Raw genomic sequence first — 14465 nt, 5'->3', positions numbered from 1 at the left:
AGGGTCCTCGACCCTTGAGCCACCGTCCGGTTCTTCCGGATCTCGAACATCGCACCCCTTGAAGTGGGGTGTTGCAACGATCCCTAGAACTCAAGCACAGGTCGGGGGCCTCTCGCTGCTACGTGCCCCAGGCAGGATTCGAACCTGCGACACCGGCTTTAGGAGCACAGCTGTCGGTTAACCGCCCTGACCTGCGCCGAAGCGCCCCTGCGGGTCTACCCCGGGTTCTCTCCGCCGCCGCCCGTCATTCCCCGTGGTTCCCCGCCCGTCCTGGCACGGCTGTGGCACGAGCGGCACTGCCCCATTACGGCAGTGGGCAGAACGCGATGGTCGCATCGTCGTCCTGCTTGAAGCGCGGCGGCGGAATCCATCCGGTCTGGGGGCCTCAACCCAACCCTCCCTCAATCCCGGAGGGTCACGCTGGATGTCGTCACGGCACGGGCACGAGCCGACCTGTGAAGCCTTCGTCGACGAGCCTCGCGTAGGCAGCGCTCACATCATCGGGCACCGTTTGACTCACCATAAAGCCCTGTTGGGGATAGATCAGCAAGCGCTGCAAGGCACCAACGAGCATGTCAATGACGCGCTTCGCGTCCCCGATGGAGTCCACGTATTCCATGAAGGTCATGGGCGTGGAAGCGCTCACAACCTCAACCCCCGGCCACAGCTTCCGTGCGGTGGCGTACGCGCGTCGCTCCTCGTAAGGCTTGCTTACCAGCAGCACGGACGAGACGTCCACGCCTCCCTGTTCGAGCAGTTCCCGTGAGTAACGGATGTTCTCACCGGTATTCCGGGCTCGCGGCTCCACCAACACCGCCGACGCAGGCACGCCGAGTTCCAGCGCCCGCTCTCGGTAATGGACGGCTTCCCCTCGCGGCATGAGCGCTTGCGTCGTGCGACTGGTGGCACCGGTGAATACGATCAGGGGCGCCATGCCGCGCCGGTACAGGTCCACGGTCGCGTCCGCCACGCCCAGGTCGTGGCTGCCAAGACCGATGGCAACCGAGCATGGGCGAGGCTCGTGATGCATCTGGTGAAAGTCCCAGACCATCTTGGCGTCCGCCCATGCCTGCGCCGAGATCATCGATCTTCCTCCTTGCCCTGCGCCGAATCGGGGACCTGGAAGTCGTAGCTCCAGGCGAACCGCGAGGCGGCATGAACACCTATGGCGAACTCCACCACCGTGCCGTCAGCCGTGTACACCGTTCGGTGCATCTCGACCACCGGCTCACCAGCCGGCAGTTGGAGGAGCCTGGCCTCCTCGGCGGTGGCAGCCCGTGCGAACAGTTCCTCTCGCATGTGGTCGATCTCGTATCCCGCGTCGTAGAGCACCCGGAAGCCGCCGCCGCGCCCGGCCGGGCCGGGGGTCGGATCGACGATTCGGGTCCCTTCCACATGCTCAGGCCGGTAGTAGCTGGTCAGGACGTGCGTCGGCTGCTCGCCCTCTTTAACCAGACGAGCGCGCGCATAGACCTCGGCGCCAGCCGGAAGGCCATGCGCCGCAGCAACAACGGATGGTGCCTCGATGCGGCTCACCGTCTGGGTCTGCTCATCCCGACGGTACGCACGACCGGATGCGACACGGTCCGCGATGAAGGCCACTTCATCGCCGTCGCGCCACTTGGCCTTGTCGTATCGGTCGATGCCCAAGCGCTTGAGCGGGGTCTGCGGCCGCACGATGGTCCCGTGCCCTCGCGAAGCGGTGACTAGCCCTTCCGCCTCAAGCGCTTTGTAAGCGGCGTGCACCGTGGCCTTGGAGCCTTCGCCCGCGTCCACGAGCGTCCGAATGTGCGGCAACCGATGCCCCGGCGCGTACTCCCCGCTTCTGATCCGTTCAGCCAGCTTGTCCGCCAGCTCTCGCCACTTGGGTGCCATGCGAGCTCCTTTCAACGAGACCAGTCAAACACAGTCCTAGGACTGTTGACAGCTGAGACGCAGTCAGGCATCGTCTTTCTCGGCAGCTCGCAGTCCTAGGACTGCGAGAGATCGGCTCTTCTTTGGGCTGCTCTGACCTGCACATACGCGCTCGACAGTTGTCGGGGGAAGGCGGCTTGGCCGCGCGCCCTACGGACTGTCGGTGACACGCCGATCTTTGAGAACTCAACAGTGTGCTGATCAAGAACGAGTGTCTTTGGTCCCCGATCCGTGCCATCTGGGGCGGGTCGGGGGTCATGGCTGCTCGTACATCGCGAGTGGCTGAGCCCGAATAAGTCGGGCCGCCGCGCTCCGGCCAAGGAACGCGCGGCGGCCCTCGGGCTCACTCACCCAACTACCAAGAGGTGAACCCGTGAAGTCGATTGTTGCAGGCCAACGGGCCGTTTCGGCCCTGGAGTACACGGAGCTGGCGCTCGGCATCGACAACGACCCGTTCGGGGCGCTGTTCGGTGGCGTGGCCGGCGAGAGCCCGGCGGAGTACGCCGCCCGTACCGACGTGGCCCGTGAGGTGCTGGCGGAGCTGTGGGAGTCGGACCCGGAGTCGGCGGAGGTCGCGGCGGAGCTGCTGCGGACCGCCCCGGTTCCGCTGCGGCGCCCGCGCCCCGCCGGTCGGCGGCCGCGTTCGGGGGTGGCGGCATGAGTGCCGAGGCCCGTGAGGCGGCCGCGCAGGCCGCCGCCGCTGCGGAAGCGGCCCGGATCGCCGCCGCCGCTGCGGCCGATGCCGCCCGCGCCACCCGGGAGGCGGCGCAGACCCTCATCGCCGCCAACGCACTCGGGGGTGCGTGATGGGCATCCTGCGAAAGGCCGCCGACCGCGCGGCGCAGGCGATGCCGGAGAACCACACGCTCTCCACCGTGGTGGCGTTCGCGTCTTCGGTCGCGCATGACGCCGACCTCACGACGGTCGCTGCCGCGACCTCCGGTCTGGGGGTGGCCGCGATCATCGCCCAGAAACTCCACGGCACGCCGGAGCCGCCGCCGGAGGGCGGGTACGCCGGTTTCACCACCGACGGCGAGAAGCCGAGGCGGGGGTGGAAGCGATGACCAAGGCTGGGAAGTTCTGGTTGGTCGTCGGCCTGTTGGCCGTGGCCGCGATGGCGTTCCGGGTCTCGTGGAACGCGCTGCGGGACGTGGCGTCCGCGATCGGCGCTGACTCGACCGCAGCCACGGTCTACCCGCTCGTCGTGGACGGGCTGATGGCGCTGGCGCTGGTCGTCGCCCTGGTGCTCACCGACGCCGACCGCCGGTTCGCCCTGCGGGTCCTGGCCGGGTACACGGCCGCGTCGCTGGTGCTCAACTACGTGCACGGTCTGGTGCCGACTCTGCACGGCGGTGGCCGGACCCGACTGGCCGAGTGGGCGCCCGCGCACTGGGCCCTGGTCCTGCTCGCGAGCAGCCTTCCGGTCGGGTCGATCTACTTCGGGTCGGATCTCGTGGCGAAGGTCCTGCACACCAAGCCCAAGGCCGACAAAACAGACCAGACCATGGCGAATCGGTCGGGGTCTGACCTGCCCGAACCCGGAACGGCCGAACCGGACTTCCCGCTGTGGGAATCGCCCGACCCTGCACCCGCCCCGGCCCCGTCCGCGCCGGTGGCCGGGCCAACCGAGGCACCGACCCAACATGCGTCCGCCGAACCGAACCGCAAGCCGACCGCCCCGGCGCCGGCCCGCCCGCGTCGGGCGACCGGCACGGTCCCGCAGTCGGCCCGGACCACCCGACCCAAGCGCACGCCGGACGAACTGCTCGCCGAAGCGCGGTCGGCCACAGTCGGGTGGCCCGACTCGGAACTGACCGCCGACCGAATCCGCAAAGCGGTCCACACGTCGGCCGAGAACGCCCGGACCCTGCGCGACACCCTCACCGCCGAGCGCGCCGCCGTCGCGCCCGACGGGCCGGAGCGGCCCGCGCTGCACGCCGTGCCCGACCCCGCCCCGGCCGCCGCCGACGCGACCGACACGCCCACCGAGACCACCAACTCCCCCGAGGAGCAGGCATCATGACCGCTCGCGCCGCCCGTTTCGCCGCCTCGTACGCCCTGCTCCGCGCCGCCGCCGACGTGGCGGACCACTGGATCCAGACCGACCACCAGGCCTCCACCAAGGGCCAGCACGACCACAACGACGGGCAGTCCAGCACGGCCGGCCGCCGCGCCTGCGCCGCCCACGTCGCCACCTACACCGCCACCCAGGGCGCCGCCCTGCTGGCCGGCACCCGCCTGCTCGGCGTCCGCCTGCGGCCCGGCCCCGTCGCCGCCGCCCTCGCCCTCTCGGCCGTCACCCACTACATCGCCGACCGCCGCGAACCCCTGCGCCACCTGGCCGACGCCACCGGCAAGGGCAACTTCGTCCGCCTCGCCGACCACGGCATGAACGGCGCCTACGCCCTCGACCAGGCCTGGCACCACACCGCCGAGACCATCGCCGCCCTCATCGCCTCCGCCTGACCACCACCACACACCACCCGCCGAAAGCCCCACACCGAGGAATAGTCATGGGCTTCTTCCGCAAGTCGTCGTCCGACAACAGCAGCAGCTCCAACCAGTCGTCCGAGCCGTCCGCGTTCGACTACGCCAAGGGCGGCCGATACGCGCGCGGCAGCGGCGAGCGCGGCCCGATCACCTCCCTGGCGTTCGAGTACGCCAAGGGCGGCAGCCTCCACGGCCTCAACCGCAACCCCGACGGCAGCCCCGAGACCGAGCGCCAGGCGATGATCCGCGAGCGCGAAGAGGCCGAGCGCGAGAGCCGTTTCCGCCGCTGACCAGCGCGACAAGAGCCACCACCAGCCCTGGGGCGGTCGCCTTGCAGACCGCCCCAGGCTCCCGTTCCGCCGCTCTGCCCACGCATCGCCACCGGCCGGAGGAACCGCCGTGACCGACCAGCTCACCACGTCCGGTCTGCCGTCCGACCCGCTGTTCATCGCCTACATGACCGTGTTCCAGACCGCCGCCGAGCACCTGCTCGCCTGCGAGGAATGCCAGGCCGCCCGGCCCTGCCCGGTCGGCGACCCGCTCCACGCCGACTTCCTCGCCAAACAGGCCGCGTGGGAGAACCAGCAGTACCGCAAGGCCCGCAACGAGCGGCGCCGAGCCCAGCGCAAGGCCGAGGCCCGCAGCCGCATGGCCCGCCACGCCGCCGGCCTGCTGGTCACCTTCGGCCCCTGGAAGGACGGCCGCCCGGCCGCCACCCCGGCCGACGTCGCCCGCCAGGCGAACGCCATGTACGGCGGCTACCTCAAGGGCGAACCCATCACCACCACCGAGGGCGCCGCCGCCCTGGAAGCGGTCCTGAACCACTGAACACCGGAGCCTGACCCGCGCTGACCTGCGCGGCAGCCCGGTTCGCACGATCCCCGGGACGGCCGCTCAGCTGGCCGGCGTCCGGCCGTCCCGGGGCCCCTTTCCGCACCACAGAGCAGTGAGGAAGGAAACCCCCAGTGAACCACCACACTCCCGGCGACGACGCCGAGAACGAGCTGTTCGAGCGCCTGGCCGCCGAGATGGCCGACGAAGGCGTGGTCGACCTCGCCAAGGCCCGCGCCGAACGCCGCCCCACCGCCACGGCCGTGGACGACGACGGCGACGACGGCCCGTCCGTCTACGTCGACCAGCCCGCCCCGGCGCCGCTGCCGGTGCCGGAGGGCGCCCGCCGCCCGATCCTCCCCGCGTGGCTGCTGTCCACGGCCGAGCTGAAGACCCAACTCGCCTACGTGGCCGGGCGGATGGGCCACACGGCCGCCTACCACGCGATCCGCACCCCGCTCTACGCCGGACGCCTCGCGGCGCGCTCGCCGCGCGGCGCCGCCCGTGCCCTGACCTTCCTGGGCCGGTGGACGTCGGATGCGGAGGGGCAGCCGCTGCGGGCGGCGGCGGCTCGGCGCGAGGACGCCGAGCTGTACCTGAAGCTGAGCCGGCAGCGCGACGGCCGGGTGCGGCTGCGGACCCTGATCACGCTGCTCGCCTCGGTGTTCGGCCTGACCGCCGTGATCGTGCTGCTCGTGATGACGAGCACGACGACCCTGCTCGCGCTCGCCGCGGCCGTGGTGCTCGCGCTCGGTGTCGCCGGCGCTCCGGCCGATGAGCCGCTGATCACCCGCGCCGTGGTGAAGGCGAGGGCGCCGAAGCTGACGTCGGACATGGTGGTGCGGGCTCTGGAGTCCCTGGGGATCGGCGGGATCACCTCCGCGAAGACCAAGGGCACCGCGATCACGTTCCCGGCCCCGATCATGCGGGACGGGCCCGGGTGGCGTGCGGACGTCGAACTGCCCCACGGCGTGACCGTGGCGGACGTGATGGGCAAGCGCGGCCAGCTCGCCTCGGGTCTGCGCCGGCCGGTCGGGACGGTGTGGCCGGAGCAGGCGAGGGGCGAGCACCCCGGCCGGATGGTGCTGTGGGTCGGGGACCAGGACATGGCCAAGGCCAAGCAGCCCGCCTGGCCCCTCGCCCGCAAGGGCACCGTGGACCTGTTCGACCCGGTGGCGTTCGCCACCGACCAGCGCGGCGCCTGGGTGAACGTCACCCTGACGTTCATCGCGGGCGTGATCGGCGCCGTCCCGCGCATGGGCAAGACCTTCCTGCTCCGCCTGCTCCTGCTCATCGCCGCCCTCGACCCCCGCGCGGAGCTGCACACCTACGACCTCAAGGGCACCGGCGACCTCGACCCGGTCGGCGAGAAGGTCTCCCACCGTCACCGGGCCGGCGACGACGACGAGGACATCGAGTACGCCATCGCCGACATGCGCGAGCTGCGGGCCGAGCTGCGGCGCCGCACCAAGGTGATCCGCTCCCTGCCCCGGGACGTCTGCCCGGAGTCCAAGGTCACCAGCAAGCTCGCCGACAACAAGTCCCTGCGACTGCACCCGATCGTGGTCGGGGTCGACGAGTGTCAGGTGTGGTTCGAGCACCCCAAGTACGGGGCGGAGTTCGAGGAGATCTGCACCGACCTCGTCAAGCGCGGCCCGGCGACGGGGATCGTGCTGCTGCTGGCCACCCAGCGCCCCGACGCCAAGTCCCTGCCCACCGGCATCTCGGCGAACGCGATCCTGCGGCTGTGCCTCAAGGTCATGGGGCAGGTCGAGAACGACATGGTCCTCGGGACCTCGGCGTACAAGAACGGCATCCGGGCGACCACCTTCACCCGCGAGGACCGGGGCATCGCGTACTACATCGGCGGTGAGGGCGCCGACGCGCAGATCGTCCGCTCCGTGTTCGTGGACGCCCCGGCGGCCGAGGCGATCGCACAGCGCGGACGCGAGGCCCGCGAGAAGGCCGGACTGCTGACCGGCCACGCCGGCGGTGGCACCGACGCGACGCCCGCGGCGGCGCCGTCCTACGACCTGCTCGCCGACGTCCTCGCCGTCATGGGCCCCGACGAGCCCAAGCTCTGGTCGGAGACGATCGTCGCCCGCCTGGCCGAGCTGCGGCCGGACTCGTACGGGCCGTGGGGCGCGCTGGAAGGCCAGGCGAGGGTCGAACAGTTGGTGACCGCGCTCAAGCCCTACGGCATCGCCACGGGCCAGGTGTGGGGCACCACGGACGCCGGGAAGGGCGCCAACCGGCGCGGCATCACCCGCGCCGACGTCCACGCGGCCGTCACTGAGCGCGACAAGAAGCGCAACGCCGGATAGCCCCGGAGAGCCCAGCAAGGGTGCTAGGCCTAGCGGCCACCCCCGCTAGACCTAGCACCCCCGCTAGCGGCCCGAACATCCCCTGATCAGGCCGCTAGCTCCTAGCGCGCCGCCCTCTAGACCTCCCGAAACCGCCCTGGAGGCATCCATGCCCCCCCTCATCCTCGCCGCGATAGCCGCCGCCCTGCTCGTCGCGCTCTGTTACGCCGCGCTGTGCGCGTCCAGCCCCTTCGGGGACTGCCGCAAGTGCGGCGGACTCGGCTTCCAGCTCACCACCGATCGCAAGGGCAAGCCCAAGCGCGGCAAGCACTGCCGCCGCTGCCGGGGCGTAGGCAAGCGCATCCGGGTGGGCCGCCACCTCTACAACGTCGCCCACCGCACCTGGACCGCCGGCACCAACTAGCCCACCCGCCCGCCTACCGCAGACCAGGAGATCCCGTGAATGTGACCCTCTCGATCGCCGCCGTCACCGGCGTCATCACGATCGTCCTCGTGTGGACCAAGCGCGTCGGCCCCGGCACCGCCCTCGTGGTCTGGCTCTCCGGCCTCACCGCCGCCTCAACCGGCCTGGCCGGGCCCGTCAACGACATGCTCGGCGCGATCGTCACCGCCGTCAGCCACCACTGACCCGGCCCCGTGATGACCGCCCCCGCCGCGATCCGGCCGCTCGCCGCCGTCCACCTGCGCGAAGCCCTGGAGGCGGCCGCCAACAGCGAACCGGCCGCCGCCCTCGCCGCCCTGATGCACATCGACCCCGACTCGTGGACCGCGATCCAGCAGCGCGCCCACCTGCTCGGCACCGACGTCCTCGACCTGCTCGCCACCGCCGCACGAACCGGAGGAACCCCGTGAGCACCCCCGCAGACATCGTCACCGCCGCCCTGCTCGGCACCGGCGCCGCCCTGTCCGCCGCCATCCTCATCAGCCAGCGCGGCGCCCGCGCCGAGTCCGCCGCCGTGATGCAGGTCCTCGCCGAATCCGCCGCCGAACGCGCCGCCCGCGCGGCGGCCGGGACGGACACCGCCCCGCCCGACGGCGGTGAAGGCGCCCCCGCCCCGGCCGCCGAGCAGCCCGCCCAGCTCGCCACCGTCCACGCCTTCCCCGAGAGGCGGGTGCGGCGTGCTGCCTGACACCACCCCGCACCCGTGGCGGGCGGTCGACCTGTTCGCCGGTGTCGGCGGGCTCGACCTGCCCGCCCGCGCGCTCGGCGTCCACGTGACCGGCATCGAGAAGAACGCGGACGCGTGCGCCACCCGTCGCGCCGCCGGCCTCGACACGATCGAGGACGACGTCCGTCGCCACGGGCCCGGCGACTTCCCGGACGCCGATCTGCTGCTCGGCGGGCCGCCCTGTCAGCCGTTCAGCGCGGCCGGCACCGGCGCCGGACGCCGGGCCCTGGGCGACATCGTGACGCTCGCCCACCTGCTCGCCGAGCGACGGCCCGTCGACCGCCACGGCCGCACCGAGACGGACGACCTGATCCGCCTCGTGCTGGAACCGCTCCGGTGGGCCCTCGACGCCTTGGACGCGGGGCGGCCGTTCGAGGGGGTCGTCCTGGAACAGGTGCCGGCCGTCCTGCCCGTGTGGCAGACCTACGCGGCGATCCTGCGGGCCGAGGGCTACAGCGCCGTCGCGGGCACCGTGCGGGCCGAGCAGTACGGCGTCCCGCAGACCCGCCGCCGGGCCGTCCTCATCGCCCGCCGCACCGGCACCGCCGCACTCCCGGCACCCACCCACCGGCCCTACACCAAGCGCGTGCCCCGCACGACCGGTGATCCGAACCTGCTGCCCTGGACGCCCATGGCCGATGTCCTGCCCGAACGCGGGCCGTTCACCGTCGTCTCCAACTACGGCACCGGCGGCGACCCCAAGGCCCGAGGACGACGCACCAGCGGCGAGCCGTCCGCCACCGTCACCGGCAAGATCTCCCGCGTCCGGGTCCTGGCCGACGACGGCACCGAAAGCCGATTCACCTGGGCCGAAGCAGGCGCCCCGCAGTCCTTCCCCGCCGACCACCCCTGGACCGGCCGCGACATCGGCCAGCAGATCGGCAACGCCGTCCCGCCCCGCCTCGCCCACCACCTCATCACCGCCGCCGCCACCGACGGCTAGGCGTGCCTTGGCCGCCCTCGACTGGCGCGACGCCCGCCACTACGACCGCACCGGCGACCGCCCGTGCCGCTGGTGCGGCCGGCCTACCCCACTGCGGGACGACCTGCGCAGGCCCTCGCACAAGGTCTGCGCCGAGATGAACGACGACGGCGGCCCCCTCCCGGCAAGAAGCGGGGCCGCCATCAATCCAGCAGAGAACTGGAGGCATCCAGCATGACCCAACTGACCGACGTTCGGGGAGAGCACCTGCTCGCCGCGCTCGCCCTGGCGGCATCCGGCGTGCCCGTGCTGCCGTTGCGGGCCGGGAAGGTGCCGTTCGGCAACTGCCGCCTCTGCGACCGCAACGCGTGCGGCGGCCGGCCGAACATGAAGACCCCCGGCCCCTGCCAGTGCCCGAAGCCGTGCCACGGCTGGGCCGCCGCCACCACCGACCCCGACGTCATCACCTCGCCCGCCTGGGCGCGGGCGTGGCGCGAGGCGGCGGCGGTCGCCTACCACCCCGGCGGCGCCGGCCTGACCGTCGTCGACCTCGACGACACCGACGCCATCACGTGGGCCCGCGAGGCACTGCCCGCCACCCGGACCGTGCGCACCACCCGGGGCGAACACTGGCTCTACCGGGGCGCCATGCCCTCCGCGAACGCCGTGCGACCGGGCGTGGACGTCAAGTCGCTGATGTCCTACGCCCGGTGGCTCGGCTACGGCGAGGGGCCGCTCACGGCCCTGCCGGACACCGTCCGGAGCCTGCTGGTGAAGGACCACGTCCCGGCCCGGCCGGCGCCTGTCACGGTGCCTGCCCCGGCCCGGGGCGGGCGGTGCCCGCACCGCACCCCGGCCTACCTCGAACGTGGCATCACCATGGCCGAGCAGCGCATCACCGAGGCGCCCAGCGGCGTGCACGCCGCCGTCTACGGGACTTTCCTCGCGGTGCTGTCCACGCACGGCCGCTGCGGGTGCCTGACCGAGGCACACACCGCGCGCCTGTTCGCCGCCGCGCAGGCCAAGGGCGAATCGCCCCGCCACTGCGCCGACGCCTGGGCCAACGCCCTGACCAGGCTGGGGATGTAGCCGTGGCCGAGGACGAGAAGACCCCGGCGCGCCAGATCATCGCCGACTACGCGCAGGCCCACTTCCGGTACTTCCGCACCGCCGACGGCACCGTGTACGCCCAGCGCACCGGCCACCCCGTGGCCCGTCCGATCCGCTCCCAGGGCACCACCGGCAGCCACCGCCAGGAACTCATGGTCGGCCTGTTCAAGGACGGGATCGGCGTCTTCAACGGAACCGCACTCAAGGAGGCGTTGGACTTGATCGAAGCACTCGCCCTGTCCGAGGACGTCCAGCCCGTCCACATCCGCGTCGCCCCCGGGTTCGACGGCGCCACCTGGCTCGACCTGGGCCGCGCCGACGGCAAGTCCGTGCGCATCCACCCCACCGGATGGGACATCCTCACCCCGGACCCGCGTGAGGTCTGCTGGAAGCGCACCCAGCTCACCGGGGAACTGCCCCTGCCCGTCAAGGACACTGACGGCAAGGGCATCGACCTCCTGCTGCGGCTGACGAACTTCGCCAACGCCCAGACGGAATGCCTGGCCATCGCCTGGCTGATCGGCTGCCTGGGGCCGTCCGTGCCCGTCCCCGCGCCGTTCCTCACCGGCCCCCAGGGCGCGGGCAAGTCCACCGGCGGCCGGATGCTCGTGCGGATCATCGAGGGCATGAGCGGCGACCTGCGCCGGGCCCCGAAAGGCGAGGAAGACCTGATCGCTGCGGTCGCGGCGGGATGGGTCACCGCCCTGGACAACCTCTCCCACATGACCCCGGACCTCTCCGACGCCATGTGCTGCATCGTGACCGGCGCCGAGAGCGTCAAACGCGCCCTGTTCACCGACGGCGACGTCCACCGCTCCGCCTACCGCCGGCCCCTGCTCCTGACCGGCATCGACGTCGGCGTCATCCGCCCCGACCTCGCCGAACGGCTCCTGCCCCTGCGCCTGGAACGCCCCAGCGTCAGGCGCACCGAGGCGGAGCTGTGGACGGAGTACGCGGAGATCCTGCCCGTAGTCCTCGGGTCCCTGCTCGACCTCACCGTGCAGGTCCGAGCGGCCGAGGCGGAGACCCCGACCGACCTGCGCATGGCGGACTTCGCCCACCTGTGCGCGCAGCTCGACGCGGCCACCAACCTGGGGGCGCTCGCCGCCTACCGGGCCAGCCTCGACGACCTCAACGACGACGTCATCGAAGGTGACCTGCTCGCGCAGACCGTCCTCATGCACGCCGAGACCATCGCCCCAGGCAGCGCGCAGCGCATGACGTCCACCCAGTGGGTGAGCCACCTGAGCAGCCTCTACAGCGGCGACGAGCTCCGCCCCCTGCCCAAAGGGTGGCCGACCACCGGCAAGGTCCTGTCCGACCGGCTCAAGCGCCTTCAGCCGGTGCTCGCCGCCCGGGGCGTCCTCATCGACACCGGCCGCGCACATGAAGGCCGCTACCTCGAAATGGCCCGCCCGGCCGCCCCCGCCCCCCACGAGCAGCAGCGGGCGTTCTGACCCGCGCTGCGGCACGGACAAGCAAGAAGAGCACCGGCCGCCGGGTGCTCTTCTTGCTGTTCGGCGAAGCCGCTGAGGTCGCGCCGCGAAGCGGCTCCTCCTTCACGCCCTGAGGCGCACCCGACTACAAGCAATCAGCCCTCCTTTTTTCCTAAGTAGGAAGACGCTGCGTCACCTGCGTCACCAGGCCCGGAAAACGGCCCCTGACCTGCGCCGGAGGGCGTGACGCAGACGACGGCCGCTGCGTCACGCCTGCGTCACCTACGTCACCCGGTGACGCGGCCCATGACGCAGCGGTGACGCAGCCCCCGGTCACTGCGTCACGCAAACCCCCAGGTCAGCGGCCTGCGTGACGCAGGTGACGCAGTGACGCAGAAATCCCCACCTAGGACAAACGCGCGCCGCGAGAGGCCCGAAGCCTGACGGTGCGCGACCGCACCCGCTACCAGCCCCACCCCCAGCTCGCCCAATCCGCCCGCAGGCAGGCCCGACCGGCACAGGAGGACCCCTTGGCCAACCACCGCGCACCGGAGCGCACCCGGACCGCTCCGGCCCTGCCGGAGCAGCTACTGAGCGTCCGAGAGGTCGCCGAGCTTCTCGGCACCTTGAAGACCAGCGGCGAACGCTTCCCCCGCCGGCTGATCGAGGAACGCCGGATCACCTTCGTCAAGGTCGGGCGCCATGTCCGCATCCCGGCCTCCGCCGTCGCCGAGTTCATCGCCGCCAACACCGTGCAGCCCATCACCGTCCGCCGCACCGCCACGAACAGGAACGCCGCCTGATGGCCAACAAGAAGAACAGCCGGCGCCGCTTCGGCGCCGTCCGCCAGCTCCCCTCCGGCCGCTGGCAGGTCCGGTACCGCGACCCGCTCACGGGCGCGCTGCGGCCCGACGAGAAGACGTACGCCACCAAGACGGACGCCGAGGTGAGGCTCAGCCAGCTCGAAGCCGACATCACCCGTGAGAAGTGGACCGATCCGGACGCCGGGAAGGTGAACTTCGGCGAGTACGCCGCTCGCTGGCTCAAGGAGCGCAAGCTGGAGGAGACCACGCGCGAGCGGTACGAGACCGCGCTGAGGCTGCACATCCTGCCCACCCTGGGCCCGAGGTTCGTCGTGCAGATCACCCCGGCACGGGTGCGGTCCTGGCGAACCGGGCTGCTGGAATCCGGGGTTGGCGAGCCGACCGTGGTCAAGGCGTACCAGATGCTGCGGGCCATCATGAACACCGCCTTGGACGACGAGCTGATCAAGCGCAACCCGTGCCGGATCAAGGGCGCCGACACGTACGACGTGCCGGAGCGGCCGGTCCTCTCGGTGACAGAGGTCTTCGCCGCGGCTAACGCCATCGCGCCCCGGTGGCGCGCGCTGGTGCTGGTCACCGCGTTCACCACGCTGCGGTTCGGCGAGCTGGCCGCGCTCCGCCGGCGGGACGTCGACCTGGACGCCCGGCTTCTGCGGGTCCGCCGCAACCAGGCCGAGCTGTACAGCGGGAAGCTCTACGACAAGGCGCCCAAGAGCCGGGCCGGGTTCCGCCCGGTGGCCTTCCCCGCCTCGATCGTGGACACCCTCCGCCACCACCTGGAGCACTACGCGGGGCAGGGCCCGAACGGCCACATGTTCATCGGGCCGCGAGGGGGCCGCCTGCGCCGGAGCAACTTCCGGGACGACTGGAGCGCCGCGAAGGCGAAGGCGAGGATCTCACCGGACGTGCACTTCCATGACCTGCGCCACACGGGGAACACCCTCGCCTCGCAGAGCGGCGCGAGCACGAGGGAGCTCATGACCCGCATGGGGCACAGCACGGCGCGGGCCGCGCTGATCTACCAGCACATGACCAGCGACCGCGACCGGGCCATCGCCGACAGGATGGGCGAGATGGTCCGGGAGGAGCTGGAGAAGCAGGGCCCGCCGGAGGAATCTGGCACGGACGTGGCACAGGACGACTGACCGCCCCGGAACGACTGAGGCCCAGATCGGAGGGTTTTACCCTCTGATCTGGGCCTGAGCGCGTCTGCGCTGCTGTGCCCCAGGCAGGATTCGAACCTGCGACACCGGCTTTAGGAGAGCCGTGCTCTATCCCCTGAGCTACTGAGGCGGGGCTTGTCTGAAACCTTGCACGGAACTCGCGTCAGCGAGCCGGGCGTGCGGTTGCGGACAAGACGGTGGGCGTCTGTGTGGCGGGGTGCTGTGGCTTCGCCTAGGCGTAATGCAGCGCCCGCCTGGACGCTCGATCCACAGAGTACCGGA

18 protein-coding genes, 1 tRNA gene and 1 pseudogene are annotated in these 14465 nt (G+C 71.7%); 17 read left to right on the top strand and 3 right to left on the bottom strand.

Annotated features, from left to right (window positions below; all coding sequences use genetic code 11):
* Positions 1–430 precede the first annotated feature (430 nt).
* Together AB0C76_RS10835 and AB0C76_RS10830 are read right to left on the bottom strand one after the other, a co-directional pair.
* Positions 431–1084, bottom strand: a complete 654-nt coding sequence (locus AB0C76_RS10835; RefSeq protein ID WP_359962797.1) for a YdcF family protein — start codon at positions 1082–1084, stop codon at positions 431–433.
* Positions 1081–1875: a GntR family transcriptional regulator gene (locus AB0C76_RS10830; protein WP_359962794.1), complete on the bottom strand. Its 795-nt coding sequence runs from the start codon at positions 1873–1875 to the stop codon at positions 1081–1083. Before AB0C76_RS10830 ends, AB0C76_RS10835 begins: the two co-directional genes overlap by 4 nt.
* A 412-nt stretch (positions 1876–2287) precedes the next feature.
* Here AB0C76_RS10830 and AB0C76_RS10825 point away from each other — a divergent pair, with 412 nt between their 5' ends.
* From AB0C76_RS10825 to AB0C76_RS10745, 17 genes and pseudogenes are all read left to right on the top strand, one after another.
* Complete coding sequence (locus tag AB0C76_RS10825; RefSeq protein ID WP_359962792.1) at positions 2288–2575, top strand: hypothetical protein; 288 nt, start codon at positions 2288–2290, stop codon at positions 2573–2575.
* Positions 2572–2721: a hypothetical protein gene (locus AB0C76_RS10820; RefSeq protein ID WP_359962789.1), complete on the top strand. Its 150-nt coding sequence runs from the start codon at positions 2572–2574 to the stop codon at positions 2719–2721. Before AB0C76_RS10825 ends, AB0C76_RS10820 begins: the two co-directional genes overlap by 4 nt.
* Positions 2718–2978 (top strand): hypothetical protein, encoded by a 261-nt coding sequence (locus AB0C76_RS10815; RefSeq protein ID WP_359962787.1) that lies wholly within the window; start codon positions 2718–2720, stop codon positions 2976–2978. The genes AB0C76_RS10820 and AB0C76_RS10815 overlap by 4 nt, the downstream gene beginning before the upstream one ends.
* A complete protein-coding gene (locus AB0C76_RS10810; RefSeq protein WP_359962785.1) occupies positions 2975–3937 on the top strand; it encodes a DUF2637 domain-containing protein in 963 nt (320 codons plus the stop codon). Before AB0C76_RS10815 ends, AB0C76_RS10810 begins: the two co-directional genes overlap by 4 nt.
* Entirely contained in the window at positions 3934–4380 is a 447-nt protein-coding gene (locus tag AB0C76_RS10805; RefSeq protein ID WP_359962782.1) for a hypothetical protein, read from the top strand. Before AB0C76_RS10810 ends, AB0C76_RS10805 begins: the two co-directional genes overlap by 4 nt.
* 47 nt (positions 4381–4427) lie before the next feature.
* Positions 4428–4694 (top strand): hypothetical protein, encoded by a 267-nt coding sequence (locus AB0C76_RS10800; RefSeq protein WP_359962780.1) that lies wholly within the window; start codon positions 4428–4430, stop codon positions 4692–4694.
* Positions 4695–4803: 109 nt separating this feature from the next.
* Entirely contained in the window at positions 4804–5232 is a 429-nt protein-coding gene (locus tag AB0C76_RS10795) for a hypothetical protein (RefSeq protein ID WP_359962777.1), read from the top strand.
* Between the two features lie 200 nt (positions 5233–5432).
* Positions 5433–7559, top strand: coding sequence for a cell division protein FtsK (locus AB0C76_RS10790; protein ID WP_359962821.1), 2127 nt, complete (start codon positions 5433–5435; stop codon positions 7557–7559).
* 148 nt (positions 7560–7707) lie between these two features.
* Complete coding sequence (locus AB0C76_RS10785; RefSeq protein WP_359962774.1) at positions 7708–7962, top strand: hypothetical protein; 255 nt, start codon at positions 7708–7710, stop codon at positions 7960–7962.
* Between the two features lie 35 nt (positions 7963–7997).
* Positions 7998–8186, top strand: a complete 189-nt coding sequence (locus tag AB0C76_RS10780; RefSeq protein ID WP_359962771.1) for a hypothetical protein — start codon at positions 7998–8000, stop codon at positions 8184–8186.
* A gap of 12 nt (positions 8187–8198) precedes the next feature.
* A complete protein-coding gene (locus tag AB0C76_RS10775) occupies positions 8199–8411 on the top strand; it encodes a hypothetical protein (protein WP_359962768.1) in 213 nt (70 codons plus the stop codon).
* On the top strand, positions 8408–8689 hold the full coding sequence (locus AB0C76_RS10770) for a hypothetical protein (RefSeq protein ID WP_359962765.1): 282 nt from the start codon (positions 8408–8410) through the stop codon (positions 8687–8689). Before AB0C76_RS10775 ends, AB0C76_RS10770 begins: the two co-directional genes overlap by 4 nt.
* Positions 8598–8927 (top strand): annotated as a pseudogene (locus AB0C76_RS10765) (DNA cytosine methyltransferase); the annotation flags it as partial. The gene AB0C76_RS10770 and the pseudogene AB0C76_RS10765, both read left to right, overlap by 92 nt.
* Before the next feature lie 957 nt (positions 8928–9884).
* A complete protein-coding gene (locus AB0C76_RS10760; protein WP_359962762.1) occupies positions 9885–10739 on the top strand; it encodes a bifunctional DNA primase/polymerase in 855 nt (284 codons plus the stop codon).
* A gap of 2 nt (positions 10740–10741) precedes the next feature.
* Entirely contained in the window at positions 10742–12217 is a 1476-nt protein-coding gene (locus AB0C76_RS10755; RefSeq protein ID WP_359962759.1) for an ATP-binding protein, read from the top strand.
* A gap of 554 nt (positions 12218–12771) precedes the next feature.
* On the top strand, positions 12772–12999 hold the full coding sequence (locus AB0C76_RS10750; RefSeq protein WP_359962818.1) for an excisionase family DNA-binding protein: 228 nt from the start codon (positions 12772–12774) through the stop codon (positions 12997–12999).
* Positions 12999–14165: a site-specific integrase gene (locus AB0C76_RS10745; RefSeq protein WP_359962756.1), complete on the top strand. Its 1167-nt coding sequence runs from the start codon at positions 12999–13001 to the stop codon at positions 14163–14165. Before AB0C76_RS10750 ends, AB0C76_RS10745 begins: the two co-directional genes overlap by 1 nt.
* Before the next feature lie 75 nt (positions 14166–14240).
* On the opposite strand, the gene AB0C76_RS10740 is transcribed toward AB0C76_RS10745, so the two are convergent.
* Positions 14241–14313, bottom strand: a tRNA-Arg gene (locus AB0C76_RS10740).
* Between the last annotated feature and the right edge of the window lie 152 nt (positions 14314–14465).

Source organism: Kitasatospora sp. NPDC048722, from assembly GCF_040650235.1.
Classification (GTDB): domain Bacteria; phylum Actinomycetota; class Actinomycetes; order Streptomycetales; family Streptomycetaceae; genus Kitasatospora.
Note: the sequence above shows the minus strand (reverse complement) of the source record. Positions and strands in the feature narration are given on the sequence as shown.

Excerpts from the sequence above, each read along its gene's own strand:
- AB0C76_RS10745 (WP_359962756.1), top strand. The coding sequence starts at position 12,999 with ATGGCCAACAAGAAGAACAGCCGGCGCCGCTTCGGCGCCGTCCGCCAG.
- AB0C76_RS10835 (WP_359962797.1), bottom strand. The coding sequence starts at position 1,084 with ATGATCTCGGCGCAGGCATGGGCGGACGCCAAGATGGTCTGGGACTTT.
- AB0C76_RS10800 (WP_359962780.1), top strand. The coding sequence starts at position 4,428 with ATGGGCTTCTTCCGCAAGTCGTCGTCCGACAACAGCAGCAGCTCCAAC.
- AB0C76_RS10810 (WP_359962785.1), top strand. The coding sequence starts at position 2,975 with ATGACCAAGGCTGGGAAGTTCTGGTTGGTCGTCGGCCTGTTGGCCGTG.
- AB0C76_RS10830 (WP_359962794.1), bottom strand. The coding sequence starts at position 1,875 with ATGGCACCCAAGTGGCGAGAGCTGGCGGACAAGCTGGCTGAACGGATC.
- AB0C76_RS10775 (WP_359962768.1), top strand. The coding sequence starts at position 8,199 with ATGACCGCCCCCGCCGCGATCCGGCCGCTCGCCGCCGTCCACCTGCGC.
- AB0C76_RS10760 (WP_359962762.1), top strand. The coding sequence starts at position 9,885 with ATGACCCAACTGACCGACGTTCGGGGAGAGCACCTGCTCGCCGCGCTC.
- AB0C76_RS10820 (WP_359962789.1), top strand. The coding sequence starts at position 2,572 with ATGAGTGCCGAGGCCCGTGAGGCGGCCGCGCAGGCCGCCGCCGCTGCG.
- AB0C76_RS10805 (WP_359962782.1), top strand. The coding sequence starts at position 3,934 with ATGACCGCTCGCGCCGCCCGTTTCGCCGCCTCGTACGCCCTGCTCCGC.
- AB0C76_RS10785 (WP_359962774.1), top strand. The coding sequence starts at position 7,708 with ATGCCCCCCCTCATCCTCGCCGCGATAGCCGCCGCCCTGCTCGTCGCG.
- AB0C76_RS10790 (WP_359962821.1), top strand. The coding sequence starts at position 5,433 with ATGGCCGACGAAGGCGTGGTCGACCTCGCCAAGGCCCGCGCCGAACGC.